At 66.5% G+C, this 23,708-nt stretch carries 24 protein-coding genes and 1 pseudogene; 10 read left to right on the top strand and 15 right to left on the bottom strand.

Features of this window, described 5'->3' with window-relative positions; genetic code table 11:
* Positions 1-26: 26 nt before the first annotated feature.
* Complete coding sequence (locus MSP7336_RS11510) at positions 27-3,725, bottom strand: nitrate reductase subunit alpha (protein WP_113963737.1); 3,699 nt, start codon at positions 3,723-3,725, stop codon at positions 27-29.
* A gap of 546 nt (positions 3,726-4,271) precedes the next feature.
* On the bottom strand, positions 4,272-4,655 hold the full coding sequence (locus MSP7336_RS11505) for a (deoxy)nucleoside triphosphate pyrophosphohydrolase (RefSeq protein ID WP_069396974.1): 384 nt from the start codon (positions 4,653-4,655) through the stop codon (positions 4,272-4,274).
* Between the two features lie 24 nt (positions 4,656-4,679).
* On the opposite strand from MSP7336_RS11505, the gene MSP7336_RS11500 reads away from it, so the two are divergent.
* Entirely contained in the window at positions 4,680-4,964 is a 285-nt protein-coding gene (locus tag MSP7336_RS11500; RefSeq protein WP_069396975.1) for a 4a-hydroxytetrahydrobiopterin dehydratase, read from the top strand.
* Here the strand turns inward: MSP7336_RS11500 and MSP7336_RS11495 are convergent.
* The gene (locus tag MSP7336_RS11495; RefSeq protein ID WP_425325744.1) at positions 4,942-6,231 is read right to left on the bottom strand and encodes a mannosyltransferase; all 1,290 of its coding nucleotides are present in this window, start codon (positions 6,229-6,231) and stop codon (positions 4,942-4,944) included. The genes MSP7336_RS11500 and MSP7336_RS11495 overlap by 23 nt on opposite strands.
* Positions 6,232-6,347: 116 nt before the next feature.
* On the opposite strand from MSP7336_RS11495, the gene MSP7336_RS11490 reads away from it, so the two are divergent.
* Together MSP7336_RS11490 and MSP7336_RS11485 are read left to right on the top strand one after the other, a co-directional pair.
* On the top strand, positions 6,348-6,932 hold the full coding sequence (locus tag MSP7336_RS11490; RefSeq protein ID WP_113963736.1) for a hypothetical protein: 585 nt from the start codon (positions 6,348-6,350) through the stop codon (positions 6,930-6,932).
* A 66-nt stretch (positions 6,933-6,998) separates the two neighbouring features.
* Positions 6,999-8,073, top strand: a pseudogene (locus tag MSP7336_RS11485) (Rv1157c family protein).
* A 91-nt stretch (positions 8,074-8,164) separates the two neighbouring features.
* Here MSP7336_RS11485 and MSP7336_RS11480 read toward each other — a convergent pair.
* Both MSP7336_RS11480 and MSP7336_RS11475 read right to left on the bottom strand, forming a co-directional pair.
* Positions 8,165-8,311 (bottom strand): hypothetical protein, encoded by a 147-nt coding sequence (locus MSP7336_RS11480; protein WP_007169078.1) that lies wholly within the window; start codon positions 8,309-8,311, stop codon positions 8,165-8,167.
* Complete coding sequence (locus MSP7336_RS11475) at positions 8,308-8,895, bottom strand: HhH-GPD-type base excision DNA repair protein (protein WP_113963735.1); 588 nt, start codon at positions 8,893-8,895, stop codon at positions 8,308-8,310. The genes MSP7336_RS11480 and MSP7336_RS11475 overlap by 4 nt, the downstream gene beginning before the upstream one ends.
* Positions 8,896-8,994: 99 nt before the next feature.
* Here MSP7336_RS11475 and MSP7336_RS11470 point away from each other — a divergent pair, with 99 nt between their 5' ends.
* Positions 8,995-10,314, top strand: coding sequence for an acyltransferase family protein (locus tag MSP7336_RS11470; protein WP_113963734.1), 1,320 nt, complete (start codon positions 8,995-8,997; stop codon positions 10,312-10,314).
* A gap of 1 nt (position 10,315) precedes the next feature.
* On the opposite strand, the gene MSP7336_RS11465 is transcribed toward MSP7336_RS11470, so the two are convergent.
* Positions 10,316-10,474 carry a DUF5302 domain-containing protein gene (locus tag MSP7336_RS11465; RefSeq protein WP_113963733.1) on the bottom strand — a complete coding sequence of 53 codons (159 nt, stop codon included), beginning with the start codon at positions 10,472-10,474 and terminating at the stop codon, positions 10,316-10,318.
* A gap of 17 nt (positions 10,475-10,491) precedes the next feature.
* Complete coding sequence (locus tag MSP7336_RS11460; protein ID WP_069396981.1) at positions 10,492-10,935, bottom strand: PPOX class F420-dependent oxidoreductase; 444 nt, start codon at positions 10,933-10,935, stop codon at positions 10,492-10,494.
* A 105-nt stretch (positions 10,936-11,040) separates the two neighbouring features.
* Between MSP7336_RS11460 and MSP7336_RS11455 the strand changes: the two genes are divergently transcribed.
* Positions 11,041-11,559: a DUF1697 domain-containing protein gene (locus MSP7336_RS11455; protein WP_069396982.1), complete on the top strand. Its 519-nt coding sequence runs from the start codon at positions 11,041-11,043 to the stop codon at positions 11,557-11,559.
* A gap of 10 nt (positions 11,560-11,569) precedes the next feature.
* Positions 11,570-12,394, top strand: coding sequence for a class I SAM-dependent methyltransferase (locus tag MSP7336_RS11450; RefSeq protein ID WP_113963732.1), 825 nt, complete (start codon positions 11,570-11,572; stop codon positions 12,392-12,394).
* Here the strand turns inward: MSP7336_RS11450 and MSP7336_RS11445 are convergent.
* Positions 12,391-12,756 carry an Rv1152 family transcriptional regulator gene (locus MSP7336_RS11445; protein WP_069396984.1) on the bottom strand — a complete coding sequence of 122 codons (366 nt, stop codon included), beginning with the start codon at positions 12,754-12,756 and terminating at the stop codon, positions 12,391-12,393. The genes MSP7336_RS11450 and MSP7336_RS11445 overlap by 4 nt on opposite strands.
* Positions 12,757-12,794: 38 nt before the next feature.
* Between MSP7336_RS11445 and MSP7336_RS11440 the strand changes: the two genes are divergently transcribed.
* Positions 12,795-13,496, top strand: a complete 702-nt coding sequence (locus tag MSP7336_RS11440) for an NAD-dependent deacylase (RefSeq protein WP_069396985.1) — start codon at positions 12,795-12,797, stop codon at positions 13,494-13,496.
* 17 nt (positions 13,497-13,513) lie between these two features.
* Here the strand turns inward: MSP7336_RS11440 and MSP7336_RS11435 are convergent, their stop codons facing one another.
* Genes MSP7336_RS11435 through MSP7336_RS11425 form a run of 3 tightly spaced genes read right to left on the bottom strand, consistent with a single transcriptional unit; the run spans position 13,514 to position 17,149 of the window.
* Positions 13,514-14,158, bottom strand: a complete 645-nt coding sequence (locus tag MSP7336_RS11435; protein WP_113963731.1) for a class I SAM-dependent methyltransferase — start codon at positions 14,156-14,158, stop codon at positions 13,514-13,516.
* On the bottom strand, positions 14,155-14,859 hold the full coding sequence (locus tag MSP7336_RS11430; RefSeq protein ID WP_113963730.1) for a TetR/AcrR family transcriptional regulator: 705 nt from the start codon (positions 14,857-14,859) through the stop codon (positions 14,155-14,157). Before MSP7336_RS11430 ends, MSP7336_RS11435 begins: the two co-directional genes overlap by 4 nt.
* A 1-nt stretch (position 14,860) precedes the next feature.
* Positions 14,861-17,149 carry an MMPL family transporter gene (locus tag MSP7336_RS11425; protein ID WP_113963729.1) on the bottom strand — a complete coding sequence of 763 codons (2,289 nt, stop codon included), beginning with the start codon at positions 17,147-17,149 and terminating at the stop codon, positions 14,861-14,863.
* A 273-nt stretch (positions 17,150-17,422) separates the two neighbouring features.
* Here MSP7336_RS11425 and MSP7336_RS24495 point away from each other — a divergent pair, with 273 nt between their 5' ends.
* Entirely contained in the window at positions 17,423-17,554 is a 132-nt protein-coding gene (locus tag MSP7336_RS24495; RefSeq protein ID WP_113963728.1) for a hypothetical protein, read from the top strand.
* Positions 17,555-17,691: 137 nt separating this feature from the next.
* Here MSP7336_RS24495 and MSP7336_RS11415 read toward each other — a convergent pair whose 3' ends face one another.
* Together MSP7336_RS11415 and MSP7336_RS11410 are read right to left on the bottom strand one after the other, a co-directional pair.
* Positions 17,692-18,444: a 3-hydroxyacyl-CoA dehydrogenase gene (locus MSP7336_RS11415; protein ID WP_069396989.1), complete on the bottom strand. Its 753-nt coding sequence runs from the start codon at positions 18,442-18,444 to the stop codon at positions 17,692-17,694.
* 33 nt (positions 18,445-18,477) lie between these two features.
* Positions 18,478-19,560, bottom strand: coding sequence for a CaiB/BaiF CoA transferase family protein (locus tag MSP7336_RS11410; RefSeq protein ID WP_113963727.1), 1,083 nt, complete (start codon positions 19,558-19,560; stop codon positions 18,478-18,480).
* A gap of 89 nt (positions 19,561-19,649) precedes the next feature.
* Here MSP7336_RS11410 and MSP7336_RS11405 point away from each other — a divergent pair, with 89 nt between their 5' ends.
* Positions 19,650-20,462 carry an enoyl-CoA hydratase gene (locus tag MSP7336_RS11405; protein ID WP_113963726.1) on the top strand — a complete coding sequence of 271 codons (813 nt, stop codon included), beginning with the start codon at positions 19,650-19,652 and terminating at the stop codon, positions 20,460-20,462.
* Positions 20,463-20,580: 118 nt separating this feature from the next.
* On the opposite strand, the gene MSP7336_RS11400 is transcribed toward MSP7336_RS11405, so the two are convergent.
* Positions 20,581-21,285 carry a CPBP family intramembrane glutamic endopeptidase gene (locus tag MSP7336_RS11400; RefSeq protein ID WP_069396992.1) on the bottom strand — a complete coding sequence of 235 codons (705 nt, stop codon included), beginning with the start codon at positions 21,283-21,285 and terminating at the stop codon, positions 20,581-20,583.
* The gene (locus MSP7336_RS11395) at positions 21,282-22,421 is read right to left on the bottom strand and encodes an NAD(P)H-binding protein (protein WP_069396993.1); all 1,140 of its coding nucleotides are present in this window, start codon (positions 22,419-22,421) and stop codon (positions 21,282-21,284) included. The genes MSP7336_RS11400 and MSP7336_RS11395 overlap by 4 nt, the downstream gene beginning before the upstream one ends.
* 198 nt (positions 22,422-22,619) lie before the next feature.
* On the opposite strand from MSP7336_RS11395, the gene MSP7336_RS11390 reads away from it, so the two are divergent.
* Positions 22,620-23,669, top strand: a complete 1,050-nt coding sequence (locus MSP7336_RS11390; protein WP_113963725.1) for a type III polyketide synthase — start codon at positions 22,620-22,622, stop codon at positions 23,667-23,669.
* The last annotated feature ends 39 nt before the right edge of the window (positions 23,670-23,708 follow it).

The raw sequence follows: 23,708 nt of genomic DNA, 5'->3' as shown, positions 1-23,708 counted from the left end.
TCGCTCCGCAAGCGTCGCTCGGGCTATCAATATTCGACCTTCTGGCTGCGGCGGCGCACGACGGTCACCTCGTCGCGTTGGTTGCCGGTCGGACCCATGTAGTTGAACGCGAACGCATGCTGACCGTAGCCGCCTGCCAAATGGCTGGGCTTGATCCGCACCCGCGTCAGCGCGTTGTGGTTGCCGCCGCGCCTGCCCGTGGTCTCACTGCGTGGGGTGTCGACAGTGCGTTCCTGGACGTGGTAGACGAATACCACACCCTCGGGCATCCGGTGGCTGACGATCGCCCGACACACGAAAACGCCGTTGGTGTTCACCGCTTCGACCCAATCGTTGTCGCGCACCTTGATTTTCGCGGCATCGCCGGGACTCATCCACATCGTGGGACCACCCCGAGACAACGACAGCATGTACAGGTTGTCCTGGTAGGTGGAGTGGAACGACCACTTGGAGTGCGGGGTCAAATACCGCACGGTTAGGCCGATTCCGTCCTCGGTCGCACCGAGCTCCGGCTGGCCGAACAACCGCGACATGTCCAGCGGCGGGCGGAACACCGGCAGATGCTCGCCGAGCTCCTCGACCCAGTCGTGGGCCAGATAGAAGTGCATGCGTCCGGTGAGCGTGTGGAACGGCTTGAGGTTTTCGATGTTCACCGTGAACGGCGCGTAGCGGCGACCGCCGGTTTCGCTGCCGGACCACTCGGGGCTGGTGATCACAGGTTGCGGACGCGACTGGGTGTCCGCGTAGGTGATCCGCCTTTCTTCGCTGCCCTCAGCCAGATGAGCCAGCCGCTGACCGGTGCGCTTCTCCAGCTCCCGGAAACCTTCGACGGCGAGCCGGCCGTTGGTCGTCCCGGATAGCAGCAGAATCGCGTCAGCCATCTGCTGTGCGGTGGTAATCGCCGGACGGCCTTGGCCGACGCCGGAATTCAGCACCCCGAACCTGGCGGCCAGCTGTTCGACCTCGGGGAAGGGGTGCACGGTGAAGCCCTTGGTGGTCAACCCGAATTTGTCGACCAGCGGACCGAGCGTCCGCCATTTGTCATAGGTCGCGGCGTAATCGCGTTCCACCACCGTGAGCTTGGCCATCGTCCGGCCAGGCACCGGCGTCTCACCGGTGTGCAGCCAATCGCGTTCGGTGCCGTCCGGGTAGGCCATCGCGTCCGGAGTGTCGTGCTGCAGCGCGGTGAGCACCACATCCGTGCGCGTGCCCAGATGACGTTTCGCCATCGCGCTGAAGGCGCGCGCGATGGCGCCGAATGCGTCGTAATCGCTGCGGGTTTCCCACGGCGGATCAGTCGCGGCAGAAAACGAATGCACATAGGGGTGCATGTCGGTGCTGGACAGGTCGGCCTTCTCGTACCAGGTCGCCGCCGGCAGGACCACGTCGGACACCAACGTCGTCGAGGTCATCCGGAAGTCGATCGACATCATCAAGTCGAGCTTGCCTTCCGGAATTTCGCGATGCGAAGCCACGTCGGTCGGCCGCACCCCGTCGGCCGGGGGCTCGGCCAGCACATCAGAGTCGGTGCCCAACAGGTGCCGCAGGAAATACTCGCCGCCTTTACCGGACGACCCGATCAGGTTGGCCCGCCACACTGTGAGCACCCGCGGCCAGTTGGCGGGGTCGTCGGGGTCGGTGACGGCGAGCTTGAGCCTGCGCTCGCCGAGTTGCTCGGCGACGTAGTCGGCGATGTCGCGACCCGCGGCGACTGCCTCGTCGGCGACATCGAGGCTGGACCGGTCGAATTGCGGGTAGAACGGGCTCCAGCCCATCGCGACCGACGAGGCCAGTACGTCCATCGTGTGCTTGCCGGCGAAGCGGCCCCGGCCGATCGGGCTGGCCAGCTTGTCCGCCGCGTAGCCGTCGTAGCGCCACTGGTCGGTGTGGGCGTACCAGTACGAGGCGCCGGGCACCTGCCGCGGCGGCCGGGACCAGTCGGTGGCCATCGCCATCGTCGTCCACCCGGTGAGCGGACGCACTTTTTCCTGACCGACGTAGTGCGCCCATCCGCCACCGTTGCGCCCCATCGATCCGGTCAACATCAGCAGCGCCAGCACCGCACGGTAAATGGTGTCGCCGTGGAACCATTGGCAGATTCCGCTGCCCATGATGATCATCGACCGTCCGCCGGATTCCTCAGCGCTGCGGGCGAATTCCTTGGCGACGCGGATGGCCTGGGTAGCTGACACGCCGGTGATCGGCTCCTGCCAGGCCGGGGTGTTGGGTGAACTGGGGTCGTCGTAGCCGGTGGGCCAGTCGCCGGGCAGCCCCGGACGCGCGACTCCATACTGGGCCAGCATCAGGTCGAAGACCGTGCACACCAAGTGCTTTCCGACTTGGCGCACCGGCACACCGCGAGCAAGGGTGGTGCCTTCACCGGTGATGGTGTCGAAGTTGGGCAGCTGGACCAGCGCGGTCCGGCGCTCGCCGGTGGTGGGCTGCGAATCGTCCACGCTGAGCGCCGGTGTCAGGGTCCCGAGGTCGAGGTTCCACTTGCCCATACCGTCTTCGCCGTAACGGAATCCCAGCGACCCGTGCGGTATCACAACTGCGCCGGTGACCTCGTCCAGCACCGCCGGCTTGAGGGCGGCGTTTTCTACCGCGTCGCCGATGTCTGCGGCGGTGAGGTTCTTGCCGGGCACCAATGTGTCGCCGCGTTCCTCCAGCTTGATCAGGAACGGCAAGTCGGTGTAGCGGCGCGCATAGTCGATGAAGAACGGAACCTGTTGCTGCACATAGTATTCCGAAAGGATCACGTGGCCCATCGCCATGGCCAGCGCGCCGTCGGTACCTGCCGCGCACGGCATCCACTCGTCGGCGAACTTGGTGTTGTCGGCGTAATCGGGGCTGACGGTCACCACTTTGGTGCCGCGGTAGCGGGCTTCGGCCATCCAGTGCGCGTCGGGGGTGCGGGTGATGGGAACGTTCGAGCCCCACATCATCAGATAGGCGGCGTCCCACCAGTCGCCCGACTCGGGCACGTCGGTCTGGTCGCCGAACACCTGCGGTGAGGCCACCGGCAAGTCGGCATACCAGTCGTAGAACGACGTCATCGGGGCGCCGATCAGCTCGAAGAACCGCGACCCGGCCGCGTACGACACCATCGACATCGCCGGAATCGGTGAGAAGCCGGCGATCCGGTCGGGCCCGTAGGTCTTGATGGTGTGCACGTGGGCAGCGGCGATCATTTCGGTGGCTTCGGCCCAGGTCACCCGGACCAAGCCGCCTTTGCCGCGGGCCCGCTGGTAGCGGCGACGACGTTCGGGGTCGGCTTGGATGTCCGCCCAGGCCAGCACCGGGTCGCCGAGCCGCGCCTTGGCCTCCCGGAACATCTCGACCAGCACACCGCGCGCGTAGGGATACCGCACCCGGGTCGGTGAATAGCTGTACCAGGAGAACGATGCGCCGCGGGGGCAGCCGCGCGGCTCGTACTCCGGACGGTCCGGACCCACCGACGGGTAGTCGGTCTGCTGGGTTTCCCAGGTGATGATTCCGTCTTTGACGTAGATCTTCCACGAGCACGAGCCGGTGCAGTTGACCCCGTGCGTCGAGCGCACCACCTTGTCGTGGCTCCACCGATCGCGATAGAACACGTCAGCCTCCCGGCCGCCACGGCGGGTAACCGTGCGCAGATCGGCGGAAATCTCGCCGGGGGTGAAAAAGCGCCCACTGCGCTCCAACAACTCCTCGAGAGGACCTCCGACGTGGGGGGTGACGGTCAAGGCGAAGACCTCCTTTGTAAGTGCGGCGCGCCTCGTTGCTGTGGCGGGGCCGAGAGCCCCGCTGTCGTGGATCCGGGAGTGGTCAGCGACTCGACGGCGAACTCGCTGACCCGTCTGACCAGATTCGGCGTGGCCATCGCCATCGGCGGCCCCCGCGCTGGTCAGCAATCGGTCCCAGCATAGGTGTTGGTAACTCGGCCAACCAGACAGCGGCGTGACAGGGTGTTGACAGCAACCCCGAAACCCCCTCCTCGGCGTCCGTTGCCATTTGCCGAGGTGGCCGCATCCACGCGTTACAGGAAACCATCTGGGCTGCTACGAACATGACAACTAGAGGTTAATATTTCGTGCCGATTTGTATTAACAGAATGAGCCGCATTAGCTTCGACAATTCTGTAACTTTTCTGCAAATTCGCTGTGAATTCCGGCATTTCCATGCGCAGGACCGCCGCTCTTCGTAGTGGCATAGTGCCCGTCCCGAGCTTGCAGCCATGCGGGGTGAGTTGTCATCACCCCAACCAGCTATTCACCCGGATGACTGGCGCGTCACAGGGCGAGCGCCAGGTCGGCGAGCCAAGCGCGGTCGGAGGGCACCCAGTCGACGTCGTGCAGCTGCGCCGCGGTCACCCAGCGCAGTGCACGGTGATCATGCGGGCGGGGTTCACCGCGCACCAAGCGCACGCGATATGCCCGCAGCGTCGTCGTCGCATCGAGGGCGACGTCCTCACCCAGACGTTCCCCGACTTCGACGTCGACACCCAATTCCTCGGCGAGCTCGCGCACCAGCGCGGCGGGTTCGGATTCACCTGGCATCACCTTGCCGCCCGGCAGCTCCCAGCGGCCCGCCAACTCCGGTGGCCGGCGACGCTGGGCCACCAACAGCGACGACTTTGCGATGAGGGCCCCGGCGACGACGATCTGGTTCGGCACGCCGAGACGCTATACCGTCGGACTATGGCTGTGTTAACGGATGAACAAGTAGACGCCGCACTGCCCGAACTCGCCGGTTGGGAGCGTGCCGGCGGCGCACTGCGACGTTCGATCAAGTTCCCGTCGTTTATGGCCGGGATCGACGCCGTGCGCCGGGTGGCCGAACACGCCGAAGCCAAGGACCATCATCCGGACATCGATATTCGTTGGCGGACAGTGACTTTCGCTTTGGTAACACATTCCGAAGGTGGTATCACGAAAAACGACATCGACATGGCGCGCGACATCAACGGGATTGTCGGCGAGTAATCGCGCGCGCTCGAGGCGCTGCGATCCATGCCAACGTCGCCAGTGCGGCCACCAGGTACGCCAGCCCGCCCCAGGCCAGATACCACGCTCGCCCGCCCTGCCAGATGGTCGGTTGCGCGAAGCTGAGTAGCCACGGCACGCCGACGATGACCAGCGCGAGCCAGCCCCAGCCGAGGATTCGCGCGCCGCGCCGCGCCGACAGCGGCCCGTGGATCAACCAGATCATCAGCGGCACCAGCCACACCCAGTGATGGGTCCAGGAAATCGGCGACAGCAAAAGTCCGAACAGCTCGACAACCAGCAGTCGGCCGAGCCGGTCGTCGTCGGTCAATGCACGCCAGGCCGCGACGGCGAGCACGGCGGTCACGGCGATACCGGCCAGCACCACCGGGCCATAACCGGTGTCGTGGCCGAAGATTCGACACATACCGCCGCGCCAAGACTGGTTGAAGGCCGTGCACATCGGTCCGACCCGATCCGGGTCGCGGATCAAATCGGTGAAGTAATAACGGGTTTCGTCGGCGACGATCAGCCATGACACCGCGACCGTCGCGAAAAAGACGACCGCCGAGAATGCGGCCGCGCCCCAGCGCCGGACAGCGACGAAATACAGGCCGGTGATCGCGGGCGTGAGCTTCACCCCGGCGGCCACGCCGACCAGCAGCCCCGACAGCCACCAGCGCATCGTGAAAACGGCGTAGAGCCCGGCCAACACGAGCAGCACGTTGACCTGTCCGTAGTCGAAGGTGCTGCGCAGCGGCTCGATCCAGATCGCAATCGCGGTCCATAGCATCGCAACACGGTGGCCTGCGCCGGCCGCCACCCCGAGCAGCCGTTGGCTGACGCGGACCACGCCGTAAAGGGCGACGATGGTGCCGATCTGCCAGCAGAACGCGACGACGGCAAAAGGCAACAGGTGCAGCGGATAGAACACGATGGCCGCGAACGGCGGGTAGGTGAACGGCAGCGGGAAGTCCGGCGTCTGGTCGCCATAGACGTAGCTGTACAGGGTGCCGGGATGATCCAGGGCCGCCGCGCCACCGATGTAGACGTGCAGGTCGACGAAGTTAGCGCCGTTGGGGATCAGGTAAGTCCATGCCAGCCGCGCGGCGACGCTCAACGACAGCAGCACCGGCGCGGCGGTGGTCAGTGATAGCGCCCGCCGCCGGCCGGTAGTTGCCGCCGGAGCGGCCGAGGTGGTGTCTATTCGGCCGACTTTAGCGGCGTCCGGGCCGTGGGGCAGCCGGCGGCAGAACCGTTGGGTCACCGCGGCCCTTCGGGTGCGTAACGATCGAATAAATGCCACACGTGTCACTTGAGTCACTCTGACATCACGCGAACTATCGGGCGCGGGTCCTAACCACCGATCACCACGGGAGAGTCATGCCATCCATCTGGACTTTGTTACGTGCCACTGCCATCCTCGGCGGGTCGGCCGCCGCACTGCTCGCCGGCGGCATCGCCCACGCCGACCCGGCGCCCACGGTTCCGGTTCCCGACATTGCGGGGCAAGTCGCCGGCACAGCGGCCAATGCGCCGCAGATGTTGCAGGGCCTCGCCACGGCGCTGGGCGCGACGCCGCCGTCGCCGCCGTTGGCCAGCGCCGGTATTCAGGTACCCAAGCCCGCGACGACAGCATTACCCGGCGCAACCTCGCTGGTTCCCGGCGCGACGACTCCGGGGATGACGCCCGTCGTACCAGGTGCAACGTCCGCCGTGCCGGGGCTCCCGCCGGCCGCTGCGACGGCGACGCCGGCGGGCGGACCGTCGCAGTTGTTGCCGCAGGCGCAGGTCAGCCTGCCGCAGCTGCCGTTCTCTCCGGTGCCACTGCCCCAACAACTCTCGCTGCCCGGCGACCTGATGGCGCTGGCCAACGGCGGGGTGCCGGTCACGCGCAGCGTGCCGACCATAACGCCGGCGGCGTCCGGCAGCAGCCCGCTGCTGTTCCCGCTTTCCGCACTGCCCTGACACCCGCGGTTGGCCGGCCAATCATGCGTTGGCCGGCCAACTCATTACCGAGGATCGGGAGAAACCGTGAAACGCACCTGGAAACTGGCTAGTGGCATTGGCGCCGCGGCCGTCGTGTCGACCACCGCATTTGTGCTGTGCCCCAACGCCGTTGCCGACCCGACCCCTCCCCAGCCGTTACCCGCCCAACAACTGCCGGGCCTGCCGGCGCTCACGCAGCTGAGCCCCATCATTCAGCAGGCGGCCGCCGACCCGCAGCAGGCCCAGCAGTTGCTGATGGCCGCCGCGGCGGCGTTCACGCACAGCCCGACAGCGCCGGATGCATCGAAAAACGTTGCCGCGTCGGTCAACCAGCTGGTGCAAGAGCCCACGGCGCACATCCCACCGGTCGGCGTCGAGCCGGGTGCTCAGGCCCATCTGCCGACGGGCATTGACCCCGCACATGCTGCCGGCCCGTCGCCGGAACCCGCTGCCGGCCCGAACGTCACACCGGTTGCGGCCCCGGTGCCGCCCCCGCCCGCGCCGGCCGCGCCGCGCGCCAGGTGGGCCCGCCGGCCCTCTCGCCCGTCCCCGCTTTGCCCCCCCCCCCGGGCACGGGGGGGCCGGCCGCCGCCCGCGGCGCGCCCGCCACTGCCAAGCCGATGCTCATCACCACTGCAGCCACTCGCACGGTCAGGCCTCGGCGAAGACGTCGATGGTCATGGTTTCGATCATGCCAACACCCGCACCCNACTCCCCGCCCACCCAGGACTTCATGTACCCGTCGATCGGCACCGGCTGCGCGGCCGACGGCGGTAACGTCATCGCCACCGCGCTTTCGGTGGCGGGCCCGGCCAAGATCCCGGCACCCGGCCCCCAATCCGGTCAGACCGCCTACGTGTTCACCGCCGTCGGCACACCCGGGCCGGCGGAGGAGCAGAAGCTTCCGCTGAACGTCACCTGGGTGAACCTGACCACCGGCAAGTCGGGCAGCGCCACGCTCAAGCCGCAACCTGACATCAACCCGGACGGGCCCACCACGTTGACCGCGATCGCCGACACCGGTTCGGGCAGCATCCTGTCGACGATCTTCGGCCAGGTGACCACCAAAGAAAAGCAGTGCCAGTTCATGCCCACCATCGGGTCGACGGTGGTGCCCTAACGGTCCTTATCTAGCGCGAGGGGGCGCCGTTGTACGCCGCGCGCGGCGTGTCTGTGTACAGACACGCCCGCCCGCTCAGAAAGCTCAGCCGCTAGTAGGCCATGAACAGGATCGCGTCCCGGTCGTACTCCAGGCCGGGATGAACGCTGGCAAGGTGGGCCTGGGTCAGTTCGACCAGCTCGTCTTCGTCCTTGCCGACGATGGCCTCACCGCATGGACACGTCAGGTGTGTCTTCACGTTGCCGCCTTTCCCTTCGACTTCTGGGCCGCTTTCAGCTGTTTCTTGTGTGATCGCACCTGCTCGAGCGAACGGGTGTCGACGATATCGGCAACCGACATGTGGGTGCCGGCCTTGCCATAGTCGCCCGCCGCCGCCCGCCACCCGGTCGGGGTGACGCCGTATTGCTTGCCGAGCAGCGCAAGGAAGATGCGTGCCTTCTGCTCACCGAAACCGGGCAGCACCTTGAGCCGGCGCAGCACCTCGGCTCCGTCCGGGTCACCGGCGGTCCACAGTGCCGCCGCGTCGCCGTCGTAGCGGTCCACGATGATTCGCGCCAGGGCCTGGATGCGCTTGGCCATCGCGCCCGGAAAGCGGTGCACCGCAGGCCTTTCCGAGCACAGTGCGGCGAACTTGTCCGGGTCGTAGTCGGCGATTTCGGCGGCGTCGAGGCCGCCCATCCGGTCGGCGATTTTCTTCGGACCCGCGAACGCGGTCTCCATCGGCACCTGCTGGTCGAGCAGCATCCCGACTATCAGCGCGAAAGGATCGGAGTCCAGCAGAGCGTCGGCCGCCGGATCGCCGGCAAGCTGTAGGTTCGGCACCCGGCCAGTTTAGGACTGCGCGCTGGCTCGTTGCCGCCGAGCTTAGATAGGGGTAAATACCTAGACTCCCCGCACCCCTTCCGCGGTTAGGTTTGCGGCATGAACCAACTACTCGGGTTTCCCTCCCCTGCCGACGTGGCCGCGCAAACGCCCACCGGTCGCGACCGGGCTATCGACGTCATCCGCATTGCCTCGCTGCTCGGAGTCGTCGGCGGCCACACCATCATGGCGACGAGCATGATCGCCGACGGCGTCCTGGTCTGGGACAACCTGCTCACCACGTCGACGTTCTTTCAGGCGCTGACCTGGATCTTCCAGATCATGCCGCTGTTCTTCTTCGCGGGAGCGGCCGCCTGTGTTCAGTCTTGGCGGCCCGGCGGGAGCTGGGGCGGCTGGCTGATGAAACGCTGCACCCGGCTGTACCGACCGGTGTTCTACTACTTGGCCTTCTGGGCAGTCGCCTTGATCGCGCTGCGCCAGATCCTCCCGTCGCACGTCTACGACCCGGTGGCGGGCGTCAGCGTCCAATTGCTGTGGTTCCTCGGCGCGTACGTGCTGGTACTGGCGACCATGCCGCTGCTGTACCGGATCACCACCACACGCCGGCTTGTCTTCAGCGTGGCCGGGTTGTACGCGTTCGTGGCGATCATCGACATCGTTCGGCTGCACACGCCGGGCGCCGGCCTGCTCGGTTATCTGAATATGGCGGCGTGGGTGATCCCGGGGATGTTCGGCGTCGCCTACCGGCGCAGCTTGGTCTCGACGCGCGCTGCGCTCACCATCGGACTGCTGATGCTGGGCGTCAACCTGGCACTGGTGTGGATCGGTCCCTACGACGTAAGCCTGGTCGGGATCCAGGGTCAGCGGTTGGCGAACATGGCGCCGCCGTCGCTGCTGCTGGCCGGCCACGCAATCATGATGTGCGCGTTGATAAGTGCGGCCGCACCCGCGATAGCCCGCTGGGCCCAGCGGCCACGGGTGTGGTGGCTGACGGCGATCGGCAACTCCGGTGCGATGACGCTGTATCTCTGGCACATGCCCGCGCTGCTCGGGGTACACCTGCTGTTCGACTACCTCGGTTTCTACCGTTACCCCGGCCAGCCGCATTTGGTGCTGCTGAGCATCGTGCAAACCGCCGTGATGGTCGGCCTGGTCGGGGTCTTGTTCGTGGCACTGCGGCCGCTGGAGAACTCGGTCCTGCCCGGTTGGGATGGCGGCGTCGTGGCGACGCCCGGATCACGCAGCGTGGCCGTCGGCATCTTGCTGTGTCTGGCCGCGGCGGCGACGCTGGCGTCGGTCAAATGGGGTTTGAAGGACGACGGGCTCTCCTGCATGGCGGTTATGCTGTCGGCTCTTCTCGGCGCTCGAATGCTGGCCACTTTTAGCCACGAAGCGACAAGACGCCTTGCGCTGAAGTAAGTTAGCCGCTCTTGCGGCGAAATTCTCGACGGCTCTCCACGGGCCCATGAGCACGTGGCTGCTTGGCGCCGCCGTCCTTGTGCGCCGATCCGCCACCCGACTTCGCCTTCTTACGGTCAAGGGCTTCGCGGAATTTGCGCTTGGTCTCGTCCTCCGCCATGACGGCAGCGTACCCCGTCAGTGCATACCCGGAGGCATGCCGTAGACGTGACTGATCGGCATCGTCAACAGCACTCGGCGTTCGGTGACCATCGCCTGGCGGAACTCATCCCAGTCGGGGTGTTCACCGGCCATGTTGCGGTACAAGGTGATCAGCGCCTCGACCGTGTCGTCGTCGGTCTTGGCCGCCGGAGGAGTCAGCTCCGCGGTGCCTTCGGCAACCGCATAAGACCATCCGTCGTCGGAACTGACCAGAAGTGACGCCCGCGGGTCACGCCGTAGATTGCGGGTCTTGGCGCGCGGCTCGGCGATCGACACCTGCACGGCGCCCACCCGGGCGTCGAAGTAATACCCCACATTGGACAGCTGGGGACGCCCGTCGCGCTTGATGGTCGCAAGGACCCCGAGAGAGTTCCCGCTGATCATGGCCAGCAGCTTGTCGTCGAACACTTGGCGTCCCATGGGAGAAAGCCTACGTCGCAGAACTGGCTGTGGCCGCAATTCGATTACCATCACGGCCATGAGCACCGTCCACCCTTGGGACGTTGGGCTTTTCGCGGCGGGAACATGACCCGGTACGCGGCGTTTCTGCGCGGCGTCAATGTCGGTGGCGTCAATCTCAAGATGGCCGAAGTTGCCAGGGTGTTGACCGCGGCCGGCTTCGGCGACGTCCGCACCATCCTGGCCAGTGGCAACGTGCTGCTGGACTCGTCCGCCGACCCCGACCGGGTGCGTAAGAATGCCGAGACCGCGCTGCGCAACGAGTTCGGCTATGACGCGTGGGTGCTCGTCTACGACGTCGACACGGTCCGGGCCATCGTCGACAACTATCCGTTCGAGCCCGAGGTTCACGGCTACCAGTCTTACGTCACGTTGGTCAGCGATCCCGCGGTGCTTGACGAGCTCGCCGCGCTGAAACCCGGGCCCGACGAGAAGACCGCCCGCGGCGACGGCGTCATCTATTGGCAGGTGGCCAAGGGCGCCACCCTCAACAGCGCCGTCGGAAAAACAATGGGCAAGTCGCGGTACAAGTCGTCGACCACCACCCGCAACCTGCGCACGCTGGTCAAAGTCGCCGCTGGGTAGGGTTTCCTCGATGAGCTCCGCCCCGCAAAGCCCCACCCTCACCGGGGTTTCCGAAACCGCCCTGCTGACACTGCGGGCGCGGGCCCGAGAAGCCGCCCGCGGCGACGGCATCATCGAAGACCCGATGGCGATTACCCTGATCAACTCCATCGACTTCGACTTTGCCAAGTTCGGCCCCACCCGCCAGGACATCGCGCTGCGTGCGCTGGCGTTCGACACCCACACCCGGCGCTACCTGGATCGGCATCCGGCCGCAACAGTGGTCGCGTTGGCCGAAGGCCTGCAAACCAGCTTCTGGCGGTTGGACCGCGCGATCCCAGATGCCCAATTCCATTGGCTGACAGTTGACCTGCCACCCATCATCGATCTTCGCGCACGGCTGTTGCCGGAATCGCCGCGGATATCGGTGTGCGCGCAGTCGGTCCTGGATTACAGCTGGACCGAACGAGTCGATCCGTCGCATGGCGTGTTCATCACCGCCGAAGGTCTGCTGATGTACTTGCAGCCCGAAGAAGCGCTCGGGCTGATCGCCGAGTGCGCCGGCAAGTTTCCCGGCGGTCAGATGCTGTTCGATCTGCCACCGGTTCTGCTCGCGCGGCTGGTCCGGCGCGGGCATCCGACGTCGTTTCGCTACCGGGTTCCGCCGATGCCCTTCAGCATGTCGGTCAGACAAGCCGCGAACCTGGTGAACACCGTGCCGGGGGTCCGCGCTGTCCACGATTTGCCGCTGCCACCGGGCCGTGGCCTGATTTTCAACCGGCTGCTGTCGACCGCGTACCGGATACGCGCGCTGAATGCACTGCGCCCGACGCTGACGCTGCTGGAGTTCGGCTAGTCGTCGGGCGCGTCATCCAGGTAGCGTCGCGCCTCCGCTTTTCCCAATCCCAACCCGCGGGCGACATCGAGGTACGCCCGGGCCGCGGCGGCCATCGCGCTGTCCGACGGGTCGACGCGGGCGACGAATGTTCCGAAACGCCCACGGGTTTCGACGATGCCGGCCGTCTCGAGCTCGCGGTAGGTGCGCGCCACCGTGTTGACGGCCAGCCCGAGTTCGGCGGCCAATTCGCGCACGGTGGGCAGTCGGGTCCCCGGCGGCAATGTCCCGGCTCGCACCGCGTCGATGATCTGAGTCCTCAGCTGGTCGAACAGCGGACGGCTCGCCTGTCCGTCGATCTGTAGCAAGGCACCCAGCCGCACCCACCCAGTATCGCGCAGAGCCTCGCTATGTTGGAGGTGTGCGAGTAACGGTGCTCAGCGGTGCGGGAATCTCCGCCGAAAGCGGTGTGCCGACGTTTCGGGACGACAAGAACGGCCTGTGGGCCAAGTTCGATCCCTACGAGCTATCCAGCGTGCAGGGTTGGCTGCGGAACCCCGAACGGGTGTGGGGGTGGTATCTGTGGCGTCACTATCTGGTCAGTCGCGTCGAACCCAACGAAGGGCATCTAGCGGTCGCGGCGTGGGAGGATTACGCCGACGTCGTCGTGGTCACCCAGAATGTCGACAATCTGCATGAGCGCGCCGGCAGCACGACGGTGCATCACGTACACGGCAGCCTTTTCGACTTTCGTTGTGCCACTTGCAATAAGCCGTATACGGGTGAACTACCGGAGATGCCCGAACCAGCACTGGAAGTCGAGCCGCCGGTGTGCGTCTGCGGCGGGCTGATTCGGCCCGACATCGTGTGGTTCGGTGAGCCGCTGCCCGACAAAACGTGGGAGCTCTCGGTCGAGGCGACGAAGGCTGCCGACGTCCTTGTCGTCGTCGGTACCTCCAGCATCGTCTACCCGGCCGCCGGACTACCGGAGCTGGCGCTGGACCGCGGCACCGTCGTCGTCGAGGTCAACCCGGAGCCGACTCCGCTGTCGTCCAGCGCCACGCTGAGCGTGCGCGAAAGCGCCAGCAAGGCGCTGCCGACGCTGCTGCAGCGCCTTGGCTGAGTGGAGCTAAGCCGGTTCTAAGCCGGTCTGCGGGCACGCCCCAGTGCAAACTCCGAAACCGGCAACGGCAACCACACCGGCATCGTCAGCTCCCGTCGAGCATTGTCGACGGTGAACCCGGCGCCAGTGATCGTCCGTTCGGTGTCGCGGTGAGTGTGGCAATTGCCCAGCAGGCGCGGCCACAGCGTCGCGTCGGCCAGCCGTTGCAGCCGGCCGCGAAAGCCGACGCTGGCCACATGCTCGAGGTATCGCAGCTGCCCGCCTGGGCGAAGCCGCGAATACAGTTGGCGCAGCACGGCATCGGGGTCGCCCACCGAGCACAGCACCAGCGAGCAGACCACCGCGTCGAACGGTTCCTCGGCGGCGAAGTGCTCGACCGTCGAATCGGTGACCTGAACCGATACCGGCGCCTCGGCCGCGGCCGCCCGGGCCCGCGCCGCGAGCCGGAGCTCGGGTTCGACTGCCACCACATGCTCGACGGGATCCGGGTAGAAGGCGAAGTTGGTTCCGACACCGGCCCCGACTTCCAGCACTCTGCCCGACAGCCCGGCCAGATTCTCCCGGCGCAGGGCGCGAATCTGGTCCGTTTCATGCGCGGCGATCGTGGGCCAGATGCGGGCAAAGAACGGGTGGTCGACCGTTGTCGCCGGCGACGATGTCACGCGGGTTTGCCTCCCGACGATGTGTCCACCGGGCCCGCGGCCAGCAGCAAGTCCACCGCCTGCTGCGAGGCGCCATCGGAACCGGCCAGCCCGGCCACCATATGCCCGCAGCAAACCGCTCCCAGCACCCGCTCGGCGAACTCTTCGGTGTCCCCGAATGGCAGATAGGGCTTGGCAATCAGCAGCGACGCCACCCCGTGCGCGGCACTCCACATCTCCAGGGCGAGGCTCGCCGGGTCACCGGGAGGGTAGACACCCTCGTTGATCAACGCCTGCACGGTGACCCGCATGTGCTCGAATGCCGAGCTGGCCAAGGTGGCGTCCACACCGTTACCGGGGCGCCACTCGCCCATCGTCGCGATCCGATACAGCTCCGGACTCTCGGTGGCGAACCGAACATAGGCCAGCCCCTGTGCACGCAGCACCGCCAGCGTCGACGGCTGTCCTGTTCGCGCCCGCTGCATTTCCCAGTCGAGCTTGCTCAGGTAGCGTGCGCACACCGCATCCAGCAACGCGTCCTTGTCCTCGAAATGCAGATAGATCGATGGCGGCGTCACACCGACGCGCCGGGCCACCGATCGAATCGAGACGGCCTTGGCATGCCCGGTTTCCAGCAGCAATTCGGTTGCGGCGTCCAAGATCTCGTCGTGGAGCAGGTCTCCGGATCCACGAGGTGCGCGGTGACGGCGGAACTCGGCCATGCTAGGCCCCGTCCGTCGTGACCGATGCCGGCTCCTGATCGGCCGGCTCCACCGGCTGGCCCGTCGGTGTTACGGCCGCGACCTCATGGATACCGAACCGCTCGTGAAGCCAGGCCAGCGGTTGAGGCGCCCACCAGCTCCACCGACCCAGCACGTGCATGAATGCCGGAACCAGCACCATCCGCACCAGGGTGGAGTCGACCAACACCGCCAGCGTGAGTCCGATGCCCAGCATCCGCATGAACGACACGTGCGCGGGAATCAGCGCGGCAAACGATATCGACATGATCAGCGCGGCGGCGGTGATCACCCGGCCGGTGCGCGCCAGCCCGAGTGCGACGCTGTCGTCGTTGGCCGCGCGCGTCCGTGGTGAAGCCAGCCAGTACTCACGGATGCGGGAGACCAGGAATACCTCGTAGTCCATCGAGAGCCCAAATGCGATGCAGAACAACAACACCGGCATGTTGGCTTCCAGCGTTCCGGTGGGTGTGGTGCCCGCAGCGCCGAGATGCCCGTCCTGGAAGATCCATACCAGCGCGCCGAACGCCGCCGACAGCGACAGCACGTTGAGCACAAGCGCCTTCAGCGGCAACACCACGCTGCCGGTGAGCAGGAACAGCAGCACGAACGTGATCGTGGCGATCAACCCCAGCACCAGTGGCAGCCGGGTCATGATCGCGCTGACGCTGTCACGGTTGATCTGCACCAGCCCGGCGAATTCCACCGAGCGCCCGGCCGGGCCGGGCACATCGTGCAACCGGTCCAGTTGGGCGGCGGAGGCTTGCGAGAAGAGCGGCGCCGTACTCGCGACGGTCAAAAACGCGCTGCCGTCGGCGATTCCGGTGGGCGCCGCCGGCGGACCGACCAGCCTTCCGCCGGCGAACGTCCCGGTCGGGGCGGTCACCGCCGAGACGTCGGGAACCCGGGACAGCGCGGCGGCATACTCTTCCAGATCGGCCGGGGTCAGACCGCGGGCGTCGGGGACGACGACGGGCACCGCCGTCGCCGAATCGTCGGCGAAATCATTGCGCAACTGGTCACCGACCTGATGCGCCGACTCCGAGTTGGGCAGCACCCGGTCGTCGGGGAAGCCCCACTTCACCCCGAGGAATGGGGCCCCGAGCATCAGCAGCAACGCGACGACGGCCAACCCCACCGGCACCGCACGTCGCATCGCGAACTTGGTTGAGCGGTACCAGAACAACTGTTCCACCGGTTTGTGTGCCGGATCCGGGCGCCGCAGTACCCGGCGCGCCAGGCGGCGCATGTCGAACGAGTCGAGCCGCGGCCCGAGTAAGGCGATGGCCGCCGGAGTCACCAAGATGGCCGCGCCCGCGACGAAGGCAACGGTGGCCACGCCGCCGTAGGCAAACGATTTCAAAAAGTACGACGGGAACAGCACCATCACGGCCATCGACAAGGCGACGGTGGTCGCCGAGAACAACACTGTGCGTCCGGCGGTCGCCATGGTCCGGATCAGCGCCTCGTCACGAGGGGTGCCCTCGGCCAACTCGTCGCGGTAGCGGTTGATGATCAACAGCGTGTAGTCGATCGCCAGGGCCAAGCCCATGGCCGTGCTCAGGTTGAGCGCGAAGATCGAGACGTCGGTACGCAACGCGATCAACCGCAGTACCGACATCGAGCCCACGATGGCCAGTGCGCCCAGTGTCATCGGCAATGCCGCCGCCAACAGTCCACCGAACACCCACACCAACACCAAGAAACTCAACGGAATCGCGATCGACTCCATCAGCAGAAGGTCACGTTCGTTCAGGTGGGTGATCGCGGCGTAGACCATCGCCACCCCGCCCGCGCGCACGGTGACGCCGTCGCGGTCATGAACAATTTCCGCGCATAGTTTCTCGGCATATTTTTGAGCGTTGTTTTCGCCGCCCTTGAGATTGACCACGATCAGTCCGGACTTGCCGTCGGTGCTGACCAGACCGGCTCCGACCTGCGGCGGGGATGTCCACGCCGAGGAGACGTTGTAGACCCACGGTGAGCGTTGCAGGTGCGTGACGATATCGGTGCCGACCTGGCGCGCGGGCTGGCTGTTTGCGCCGCCGGGAGCGGTCACCACGATCAGCAGCTTCTGGTCGCTCTGGCCGAAATCGTCGGACAGCCGGGCGATGGCGCGCGCCGACTCCGACGTCGGATCCTGAAAACCGCCCGCGGACAAGCTTTTCGCCACTGGGATCCCGAAAATCGCCGCGGCCACCAGCACCAGGGCCGCAATCGACAGGATCTTTTTGGGCGCGGCGAGGGCCAGTCGGGCAATTCGCTGCAGCATGCGCGTCCTTCCGCCGCGATACCTGCGGTAACTTATCGGCGATAAGCTACGAGCAGTCGTCCCGCTCGGTCCCTTATGCCTCTACGGAGGACATGGCGTTGCACTCGGGTTGGTTCAACCAGTGGAGACGATTCACAGAGCTTATCGTCTGCACATATTAGACGCTTGCGTAACTGACGCCACCACTTTCCAACCTACCCGGCGGTAGGATTGCCACCGTTTTCCGAATCGTGACTCAACGATTCCTTAATGCTGACCCATACGCTCATAAGCATGTGGATCGACGACTCGAGTGCCGACGTCATCAAGGCTGACTTCGAGGCTCTCTACCACGGCGACGTCCTGGTAGAAGGCGAAACCTCGGAGCAGCTCGACGACGAGCACCCGCTGCCCACCGCCAGCTGACGGCGGGGCGGCCAGGTAGGCCGCGCCGTGATGAGATGAGCTTGGTCTCAATCCGGCAGTTGTCGTTTCCGTTTCCAAAACCCGGCTAAAAACCCCGCCAAGCGGGGTTTTTTCATGGCTCAGGCGTTATCTGGGCGTCATCTGGGCGCCATTCGGATGGCGCCGTCGAGCCGGATGACCTCTCCGTTGAGCATGGGGTTCTCGATGATGTGCACGGCCAGCGCGCCGTACTCGTCCGGTTTGCCCAGCCGGCTGGGATGCGGCACCTGCTTGCCCAGCGACTCCTTGGCAGGCTCGGGCAGCCCGGCCAGCAGCGGAGTATCGAACAGACCCGGCGCGATGGTCACCACCCGGATGGCCTTGCCGGCCAGATCCCGGGCGATCGGCAGGGTCATGCCGACCACGCCGCCCTTCGACGCCGAATACGCGGCCTGTCCGATCTGCCCGTCGAAGGCCGCCACCGACGCGGTGTTGATGATCACCCCGCGCTCCTCGCCGATCAGGTCGGTGTTGGCGATCCGCTCCGCGCCGAGCCGCAACACGTTGAACGTTCCGATCAGGTTGACCTCCACGACCTTGCGGAATGCGTTCAGCGGAAAGACGCCGTCCTTGCCCAGTACCCGGATGGCGTTGCCGGTGCCCGCGCAATTCACCACGATGCGCAGCGGGCCCAGCGACTCAGCGATGTCCAGCGCCGCGGTCACCGCCTTTTCGTCGGTGACGTCGGCCGGCGCGAAACGCGCGCGCTCGCCGAGTTCGCGAACCACCCCCTCCCCCTTGAGGTCGAGCACGACTACCTGGGCACCGACGTCGAGTAGACGCTTGGTGGTGGCCAGGCCCAGGCCCGACGCACCACCGGTGACGAGCGCTACGGCGTCTTGGATCTGCACTGAGACGTTCCTTTCGTCTGGGTCGGTCGGCGACTATACCCAGTCGCGCAAAACGGCTTCGGTGTCGGCTCCGGGCTCTTTCGGTGGTCGTGGGGTGTCGGGGACGGTGCGCGAGAACCGCGGCGCCGGTCGCGGTTGCAGCCCGGCGCCGGTGTCATAGAAGGTTCCGCGCTCGGTGACATGCGGCTCGGTCTCCACCTCGCCGAACGCCAGGACCGGCGTCACGCACGCGTCGGAGTCGGCGAACACCTTGGCCCAGTGGTCCCGGTCCCGGCTGGCGAACACCTCGGTGAACCGGGCGCGCAGCTCGGGCCAGCGGGCACGGTCGTTCTGAGCGGGCAGGTCGGCGGGGTCGAGCCCGAGACCGGCCAGCATCGCCGCATAGAACTGCGGCTCGATCGCGCCCACCGCGACGTAGCGGCCGTCGGCGCATTCGTAGGTGTCGTAGTAGGGCGCACCGCCGTCGAGCATGTTGGTGCCCCGCTCGTCGGTCCACATGCCCATGCCGCGCATCGCCCACATCATCTGCACCAGCATCGAGGACCCGTCGATCATCGCCGCGTCGACAACCTGCCCTTTGCCGGAAGTCTGTCGTTCCCACAACGCGGCCAAGACGCCGACCAGCAGGAACATTGATCCGCCGCCGAAGTCGCCGACCAGGTTCAGTGGCGGCACGGGGCGTTCGCCCTTCCGCCCGATCGAGTGCAGCACGCCGTTCAGCGAGATGTAGTTGATGTCGTGGCCGGCCTGCTGGCTGCGCGGGCCTGTTTGACCCCAGCCCGTCATGCGGGCGTACACCAGCCGCTCGTTGACTCGCGCGCAGTCCTCGGGGCCCAGGCCGAGCCGCTCGGTAACGCCCGGCCGGAATCCCTCGATCAGCACGTCGGCTTTGGCGACGAGCTTGAGCACAAGTTCTCTGCCCTCGGCCGCCTTCAGGTCGGCGACGACGAACCGGCGGTTGCGCAACATCGGATCGGTGCCGCTCGCTGCGGTTTTCGGCGGCCGGTCGACGCGCACGACATCGGCGCCGAGATCGCCGAGGATCGTCGCGGCATGTGGGCCGGGCCCGATACCGGCCAGCTCGATCACCCGCAGCCCTGCCAGCGGTCCCGCCATCTATGACCTCCTTGCCCGACGACTACTTCTCAGGCATCCTCGCAGCCGCACCAAAGGCCGCTGCATCCCGGTCACTTAAGGTGTCCCCCATGACCGCCATCGATACGCCGATCGACGCCCTGACGCCCATCGCCGGCCTGTCTGTCACGCTCTGTAACGGCGTGCTGTCGGTGACCATCGACCGCCCGGACAGCCTCAACTCGCTGACGACGCCGGTGTTGTCCGGCATCGCCGAGGCGATGGAGCATGCGGCTACCGACCCGCGGGTGCAGGTGGTACGGCTCGGCGGCGCAGGCCGCGGCTTTTCCTCCGGCGCGGGGATGAGCGCCGACGACGTTTCCGGTCGCGGACCGGCGACCGACATCATCGTCGAGGCCAACCGTGCGGTGCGGGCGATCACCGCGCTGCCGCGGCCCGTCGTGGCCGTCGTCCAGGGACCCGCGGCCGGGGTCGGCGTGTCACTGGCTCTGGCGTGTGACCTTGTATTGGCTTCGGACACAGCGTTTTTCATGCTCGCCTTCACCAAGGTCGGGCTGATGCCCGATGGCGGCGCTTCGGCGCTGGTCGCCGCGGCCGTCGGCCGTGCGCGCGCTATGCGGATGGCACTGCTGGCCGAACGGCTGCCGGCCGCCGATGCGCTGGCCGCCGGTCTGATCAGCGCGGTGTACCCGGCCAACGACTTCGACAGCGAGGTCGACAAGGTCATCGAGGCGTTGCTGGCCGGTCCCGCGGTGGCGTTCGCCAAGACCAAGCAGGCCATCAACGCGGCTACTCTCAGCGAACTCGAGGCCGCCCTGCACCGGGAGTTACAGGGTCAGGCGGTGCTGCTGCGCTCGCATGACTTCATCGAGGGCGCAACGGCTTTCCAGCAGCGCCGGCCACCCAACTTCACCGACCGCTGAGGGCCACCCCCTTTTCTCGGCGCGAGCGGGTCCTCGGCGCGAGCGGGCGTGTTTGTACGCCGACACGCCGTAAAGTCCGTACAACTGCGCCCGCTCGCGCAAGGGGGGCGCAAAGACGTTAAAGCCCGAACAGCGGCGGTAGCGCCAACACCACGACCAGACTCCACATGAAGTGCGTCAGGATCGGGGCGAGCACTCCCCCGGTCGCGCGACGTTCCCACGCGCACACGGTGCCGAGGATGATCGCGGCGAATCCGAGCATCAGGTTCTGGCTGGCCATGGTGGCGCATACATACAACGCAGTTGAGATGAGCAACGGGTGATAGCGACCCAGCGCGGTGTAGAGCGCGCCGCGGTAGAACATCTCTTCGGCGACGGCGCCCACCAACGCGATCGCCAGCGCCAACCGCCACGAATCCTGACCAGCGAATTGCAGTACGCGGGTGACCAATTCGGCGGCGGCCGGGATTTCCCGGGCAATCAGCCCACCCAGCACGAACACTCCGCCCAGCAGCAGGCCGACGGCGCTGCCGGTGATGATGGGGCGCTGGTTGCGGCCCCGCCAGCAGATACCACCCAGATGCAGCGGCCCGGAGACCAACGCTCCGATCGCCCACAGCACGCTCAGCGCCAGGGTCAGCCAGTAGAAGCTTGGCTCACCGGCGCGTCGTGTCATCGAGAACCCCAGCACCACCGCGCCGCCCACCAATACGACGGCGACCACGATGCGCCGCCGGCGCACGACCGCCGGTGGTTCATGGTGCGGCACAGCGACATTGGTGATCGCACGGCGGATCTCCGCTATTGCGCTGGTTTCGGTCATGCGAAGAGCACCTTCGGGGTCGCACTGATCAGCATGTCGAGGCCGGTTCGCACGACACCGGCGATTGGACCCGGGACGGTGTTCACCAGGCCCAGACCGGGCCGCACGATGCGCGGGGTCACCGCCTGGGCGAGCCGGCGAAGGCGCAGCGCGTCGCCGCCGGCCCACTCCGGATCGCTGTCGGCGAGGTGATGCGGGTCGGCCAGCGCGTTGACCGGTTTGGGCCGGCGGCTCGACAACGCCCGCACGATGGCTTCCTCGACGCCGAGCAGGCCGCCGGGCGGGTCGGGCACCCGGTCACGCAGCCCCGGGCCGGCGGCACGCATCGGATGATCCAGCGACTCGACCAGGTCTGCGGCCAGCCCGTCGGGCACCGGCAGGGCGATCGCCGTGACCCGCGAGGCCACCGCGGTGCCCAGCCCGCGCACCGGCAGACCCGTGTGCCACTGACCGGAGATCCGGGCGTAGGTCTGCAGCAGTTCGCGGTAGGACGTGGTTTCGGGGCCACAGATGTCGTAGGCGCCCGCCGGCACCCGCTCGCCGTCGGCGGCCGCGATCAGGTAGTGCAGCACGTCGCGAATGGAGATCGGGTCGACCGGGTTTTCCATCCACTCCGGTATCGGCATGAGCGGAAATCGATCGCCCACATAGCGCAGCATTTCGAACGACGTCGAACCGCTTCCGAGGATCAGCGCCGCGCCCAGCCACACCACCTCCGGGCCATCGTCGACGGAGAGCGCTGCGGCCACCTCCGCCCTGCTGGTCAGGTGCTCGGACAGGCTGTCGCCGTCGGGCACGAAGCCGCCCAGGTAAACGATGCGCCGCACGCCGGTATCGCGGGCAGCCACCGCGACGTTTGTCGCCGCAACCTGGTCGGCGTCCCGGAAGCCGGGCTGACCGATCGCGTGCACCAGGTAGTAGACGACGTCGACGGGCCCGGCCACGGTCAATGCCGCGCGCGCCGAGGCCTCTTCGGAGGCGTCGAGATGAACGGCTGACACGTCGTCGCACCAGCCGAATTCGCCCAACCGCTGAGGGTTGCGGCTGGCGACCACGACCTGGTGACCCTCCGCGAGTAACGCTGTGACGAGGCGAGATCCGATATAGCCTGTTGCGCCGGTCACAAGAATCCGCACACACCCAACCTAGCGATCGCAACGACCGTCGGCAGGAGAACCCCCGCAGCGACGTTTACCGAAGTCATACGTCAGTTGGGCAGGTGTTGAATTCGCCGTAGTTGCACCGATATTGAACTCCCGGGCGGTGTACGACGTGTCATTGACGTGAATAGCCAGCTGCCCAGCGCGCCTTTGGCGACACCCGTAATTGATGCGATGACGTCCAATACGGGATCGCCGTCCATCGCGGGGGTCGCCGTCGAATTTCCGCCCCACCGGCACAGCCAAGGCGAGGTGATCGCAGCCCTGGCCGACTTCGCGGGCCCGGAATTCGAGCGTTTCGCCGCCACCAGCGGGGTTGCCGCCCGGCAGCTCGCGCTGCCGTTGTCGCAATACTCCACGCTGAACGGCTTCACAGAGGCCAACGACGCATACCTGGATATTGCCCTCGAGCTGGCTGAGCAGGCCCTGTTGTCCGCATTGGACGCCGCCAAGGTCAAACCATCCGAAGTCGACATCGTATTTTCGACGACGGTTACCGGGCTGACGGTGCCCTCGTTGGAGGGGCGGCTGATGGCGCGAACAGGTCTTCGGCCCGACGTCAAGCGCGTCCCGTTGTTCGGACTCGGCTGTGTCGCCGGCGCGGCCGGCCTGGCGCGGGTGCATGACTACCTGCGCGGCTATCCCGATCACGTCGCGGCTCTGCTCGCGGTCGAACTGTGTTCTCTGACCGTGCAACGCGAGGACCGTTCGATCGCAAATCTCGTTGCGGCCAGTCTGTTCGGTGACGGCGCCGGAGCTCTCATCGCGACCGGGGCCACCCGGTCACCGACTGGGCCGAGAGTGCTCGCCTCCCGCAGCCGCACTTACCCTGACACCGAAGACGTGTTGGGCTGGAACATCGGAAGCTATGGATTCCAGATCGTCTTGTCGGTGGAGATCGCAACCGTCGTCGAGAAATACCTCGGCGAGGAGGTTCGGGATTTTCTCAGCGACTATGGGCTGAGTGTCGCGGACATCTCGGCGTGGGTAGTCCACGCCGCCGGTCCCAAGGTAATCGACGCGGTCGAAAACGCGCTAGAGCTTCCCGGCGATGCTCTTACCATCACACGGAATTCGCTGCGCGACAACGGAAATCTTTCGTCAGTGTCGGTGCTGGACGTACTTCGGCCTATCATGGACGACCCACCGGCGCCCGGTTCGTTCGGCTTGATGATCGCCATGGGTCCGGGTTTCAGCTCCGAAATCGTACTGCTGGGCTGGTAAATCGGTGGCTTGGAGGGCCAGTTCGCTACGCGCAGCGCC

This window comes from Mycobacterium shimoidei, assembly GCF_900417275.1.
GTDB lineage: Bacteria > Actinomycetota > Actinomycetes > Mycobacteriales > Mycobacteriaceae > Mycobacterium > Mycobacterium shimoidei.
Note: the sequence above shows the minus strand (reverse complement) of the source record. Positions and strands in the feature narration are given on the sequence as shown.

Bases quoted from the DNA above. Each gene is read 5' to 3' on its own strand.
- MSP7336_RS11500 (WP_069396975.1), top strand. From the start codon at position 4,680: ATGGCTGTGTTAACGGATGAACAAGTAGACGCCGCACTGCCCGAACTC.
- MSP7336_RS11490 (WP_113963736.1), top strand. From the start codon at position 6,348: ATGCCATCCATCTGGACTTTGTTACGTGCCACTGCCATCCTCGGCGGG.
- MSP7336_RS11470 (WP_113963734.1), top strand. From the start codon at position 8,995: ATGAACCAACTACTCGGGTTTCCCTCCCCTGCCGACGTGGCCGCGCAA.
- MSP7336_RS11465 (WP_113963733.1), bottom strand. From the start codon at position 10,474: ATGGCGGAGGACGAGACCAAGCGCAAATTCCGCGAAGCCCTTGACCGT.
- MSP7336_RS11460 (WP_069396981.1), bottom strand. From the start codon at position 10,935: ATGGGACGCCAAGTGTTCGACGACAAGCTGCTGGCCATGATCAGCGGG.
- MSP7336_RS11455 (WP_069396982.1), top strand. From the start codon at position 11,041: ATGACCCGGTACGCGGCGTTTCTGCGCGGCGTCAATGTCGGTGGCGTC.
- MSP7336_RS11450 (WP_113963732.1), top strand. From the start codon at position 11,570: ATGAGCTCCGCCCCGCAAAGCCCCACCCTCACCGGGGTTTCCGAAACC.
- MSP7336_RS11430 (WP_113963730.1), bottom strand. From the start codon at position 14,859: ATGGCCGAGTTCCGCCGTCACCGCGCACCTCGTGGATCCGGAGACCTG.
- MSP7336_RS11425 (WP_113963729.1), bottom strand. From the start codon at position 17,149: ATGCTGCAGCGAATTGCCCGACTGGCCCTCGCCGCGCCCAAAAAGATC.
- MSP7336_RS24495 (WP_113963728.1), top strand. From the start codon at position 17,423: ATGTGGATCGACGACTCGAGTGCCGACGTCATCAAGGCTGACTTCGAG.
- MSP7336_RS11410 (WP_113963727.1), bottom strand. From the start codon at position 19,560: ATGGCGGGACCGCTGGCAGGGCTGCGGGTGATCGAGCTGGCCGGTATC.
- MSP7336_RS11405 (WP_113963726.1), top strand. From the start codon at position 19,650: ATGACCGCCATCGATACGCCGATCGACGCCCTGACGCCCATCGCCGGC.
- MSP7336_RS11400 (WP_069396992.1), bottom strand. From the start codon at position 21,285: ATGACCGAAACCAGCGCAATAGCGGAGATCCGCCGTGCGATCACCAAT.
- MSP7336_RS11390 (WP_113963725.1), top strand. From the start codon at position 22,620: ATGACGTCCAATACGGGATCGCCGTCCATCGCGGGGGTCGCCGTCGAA.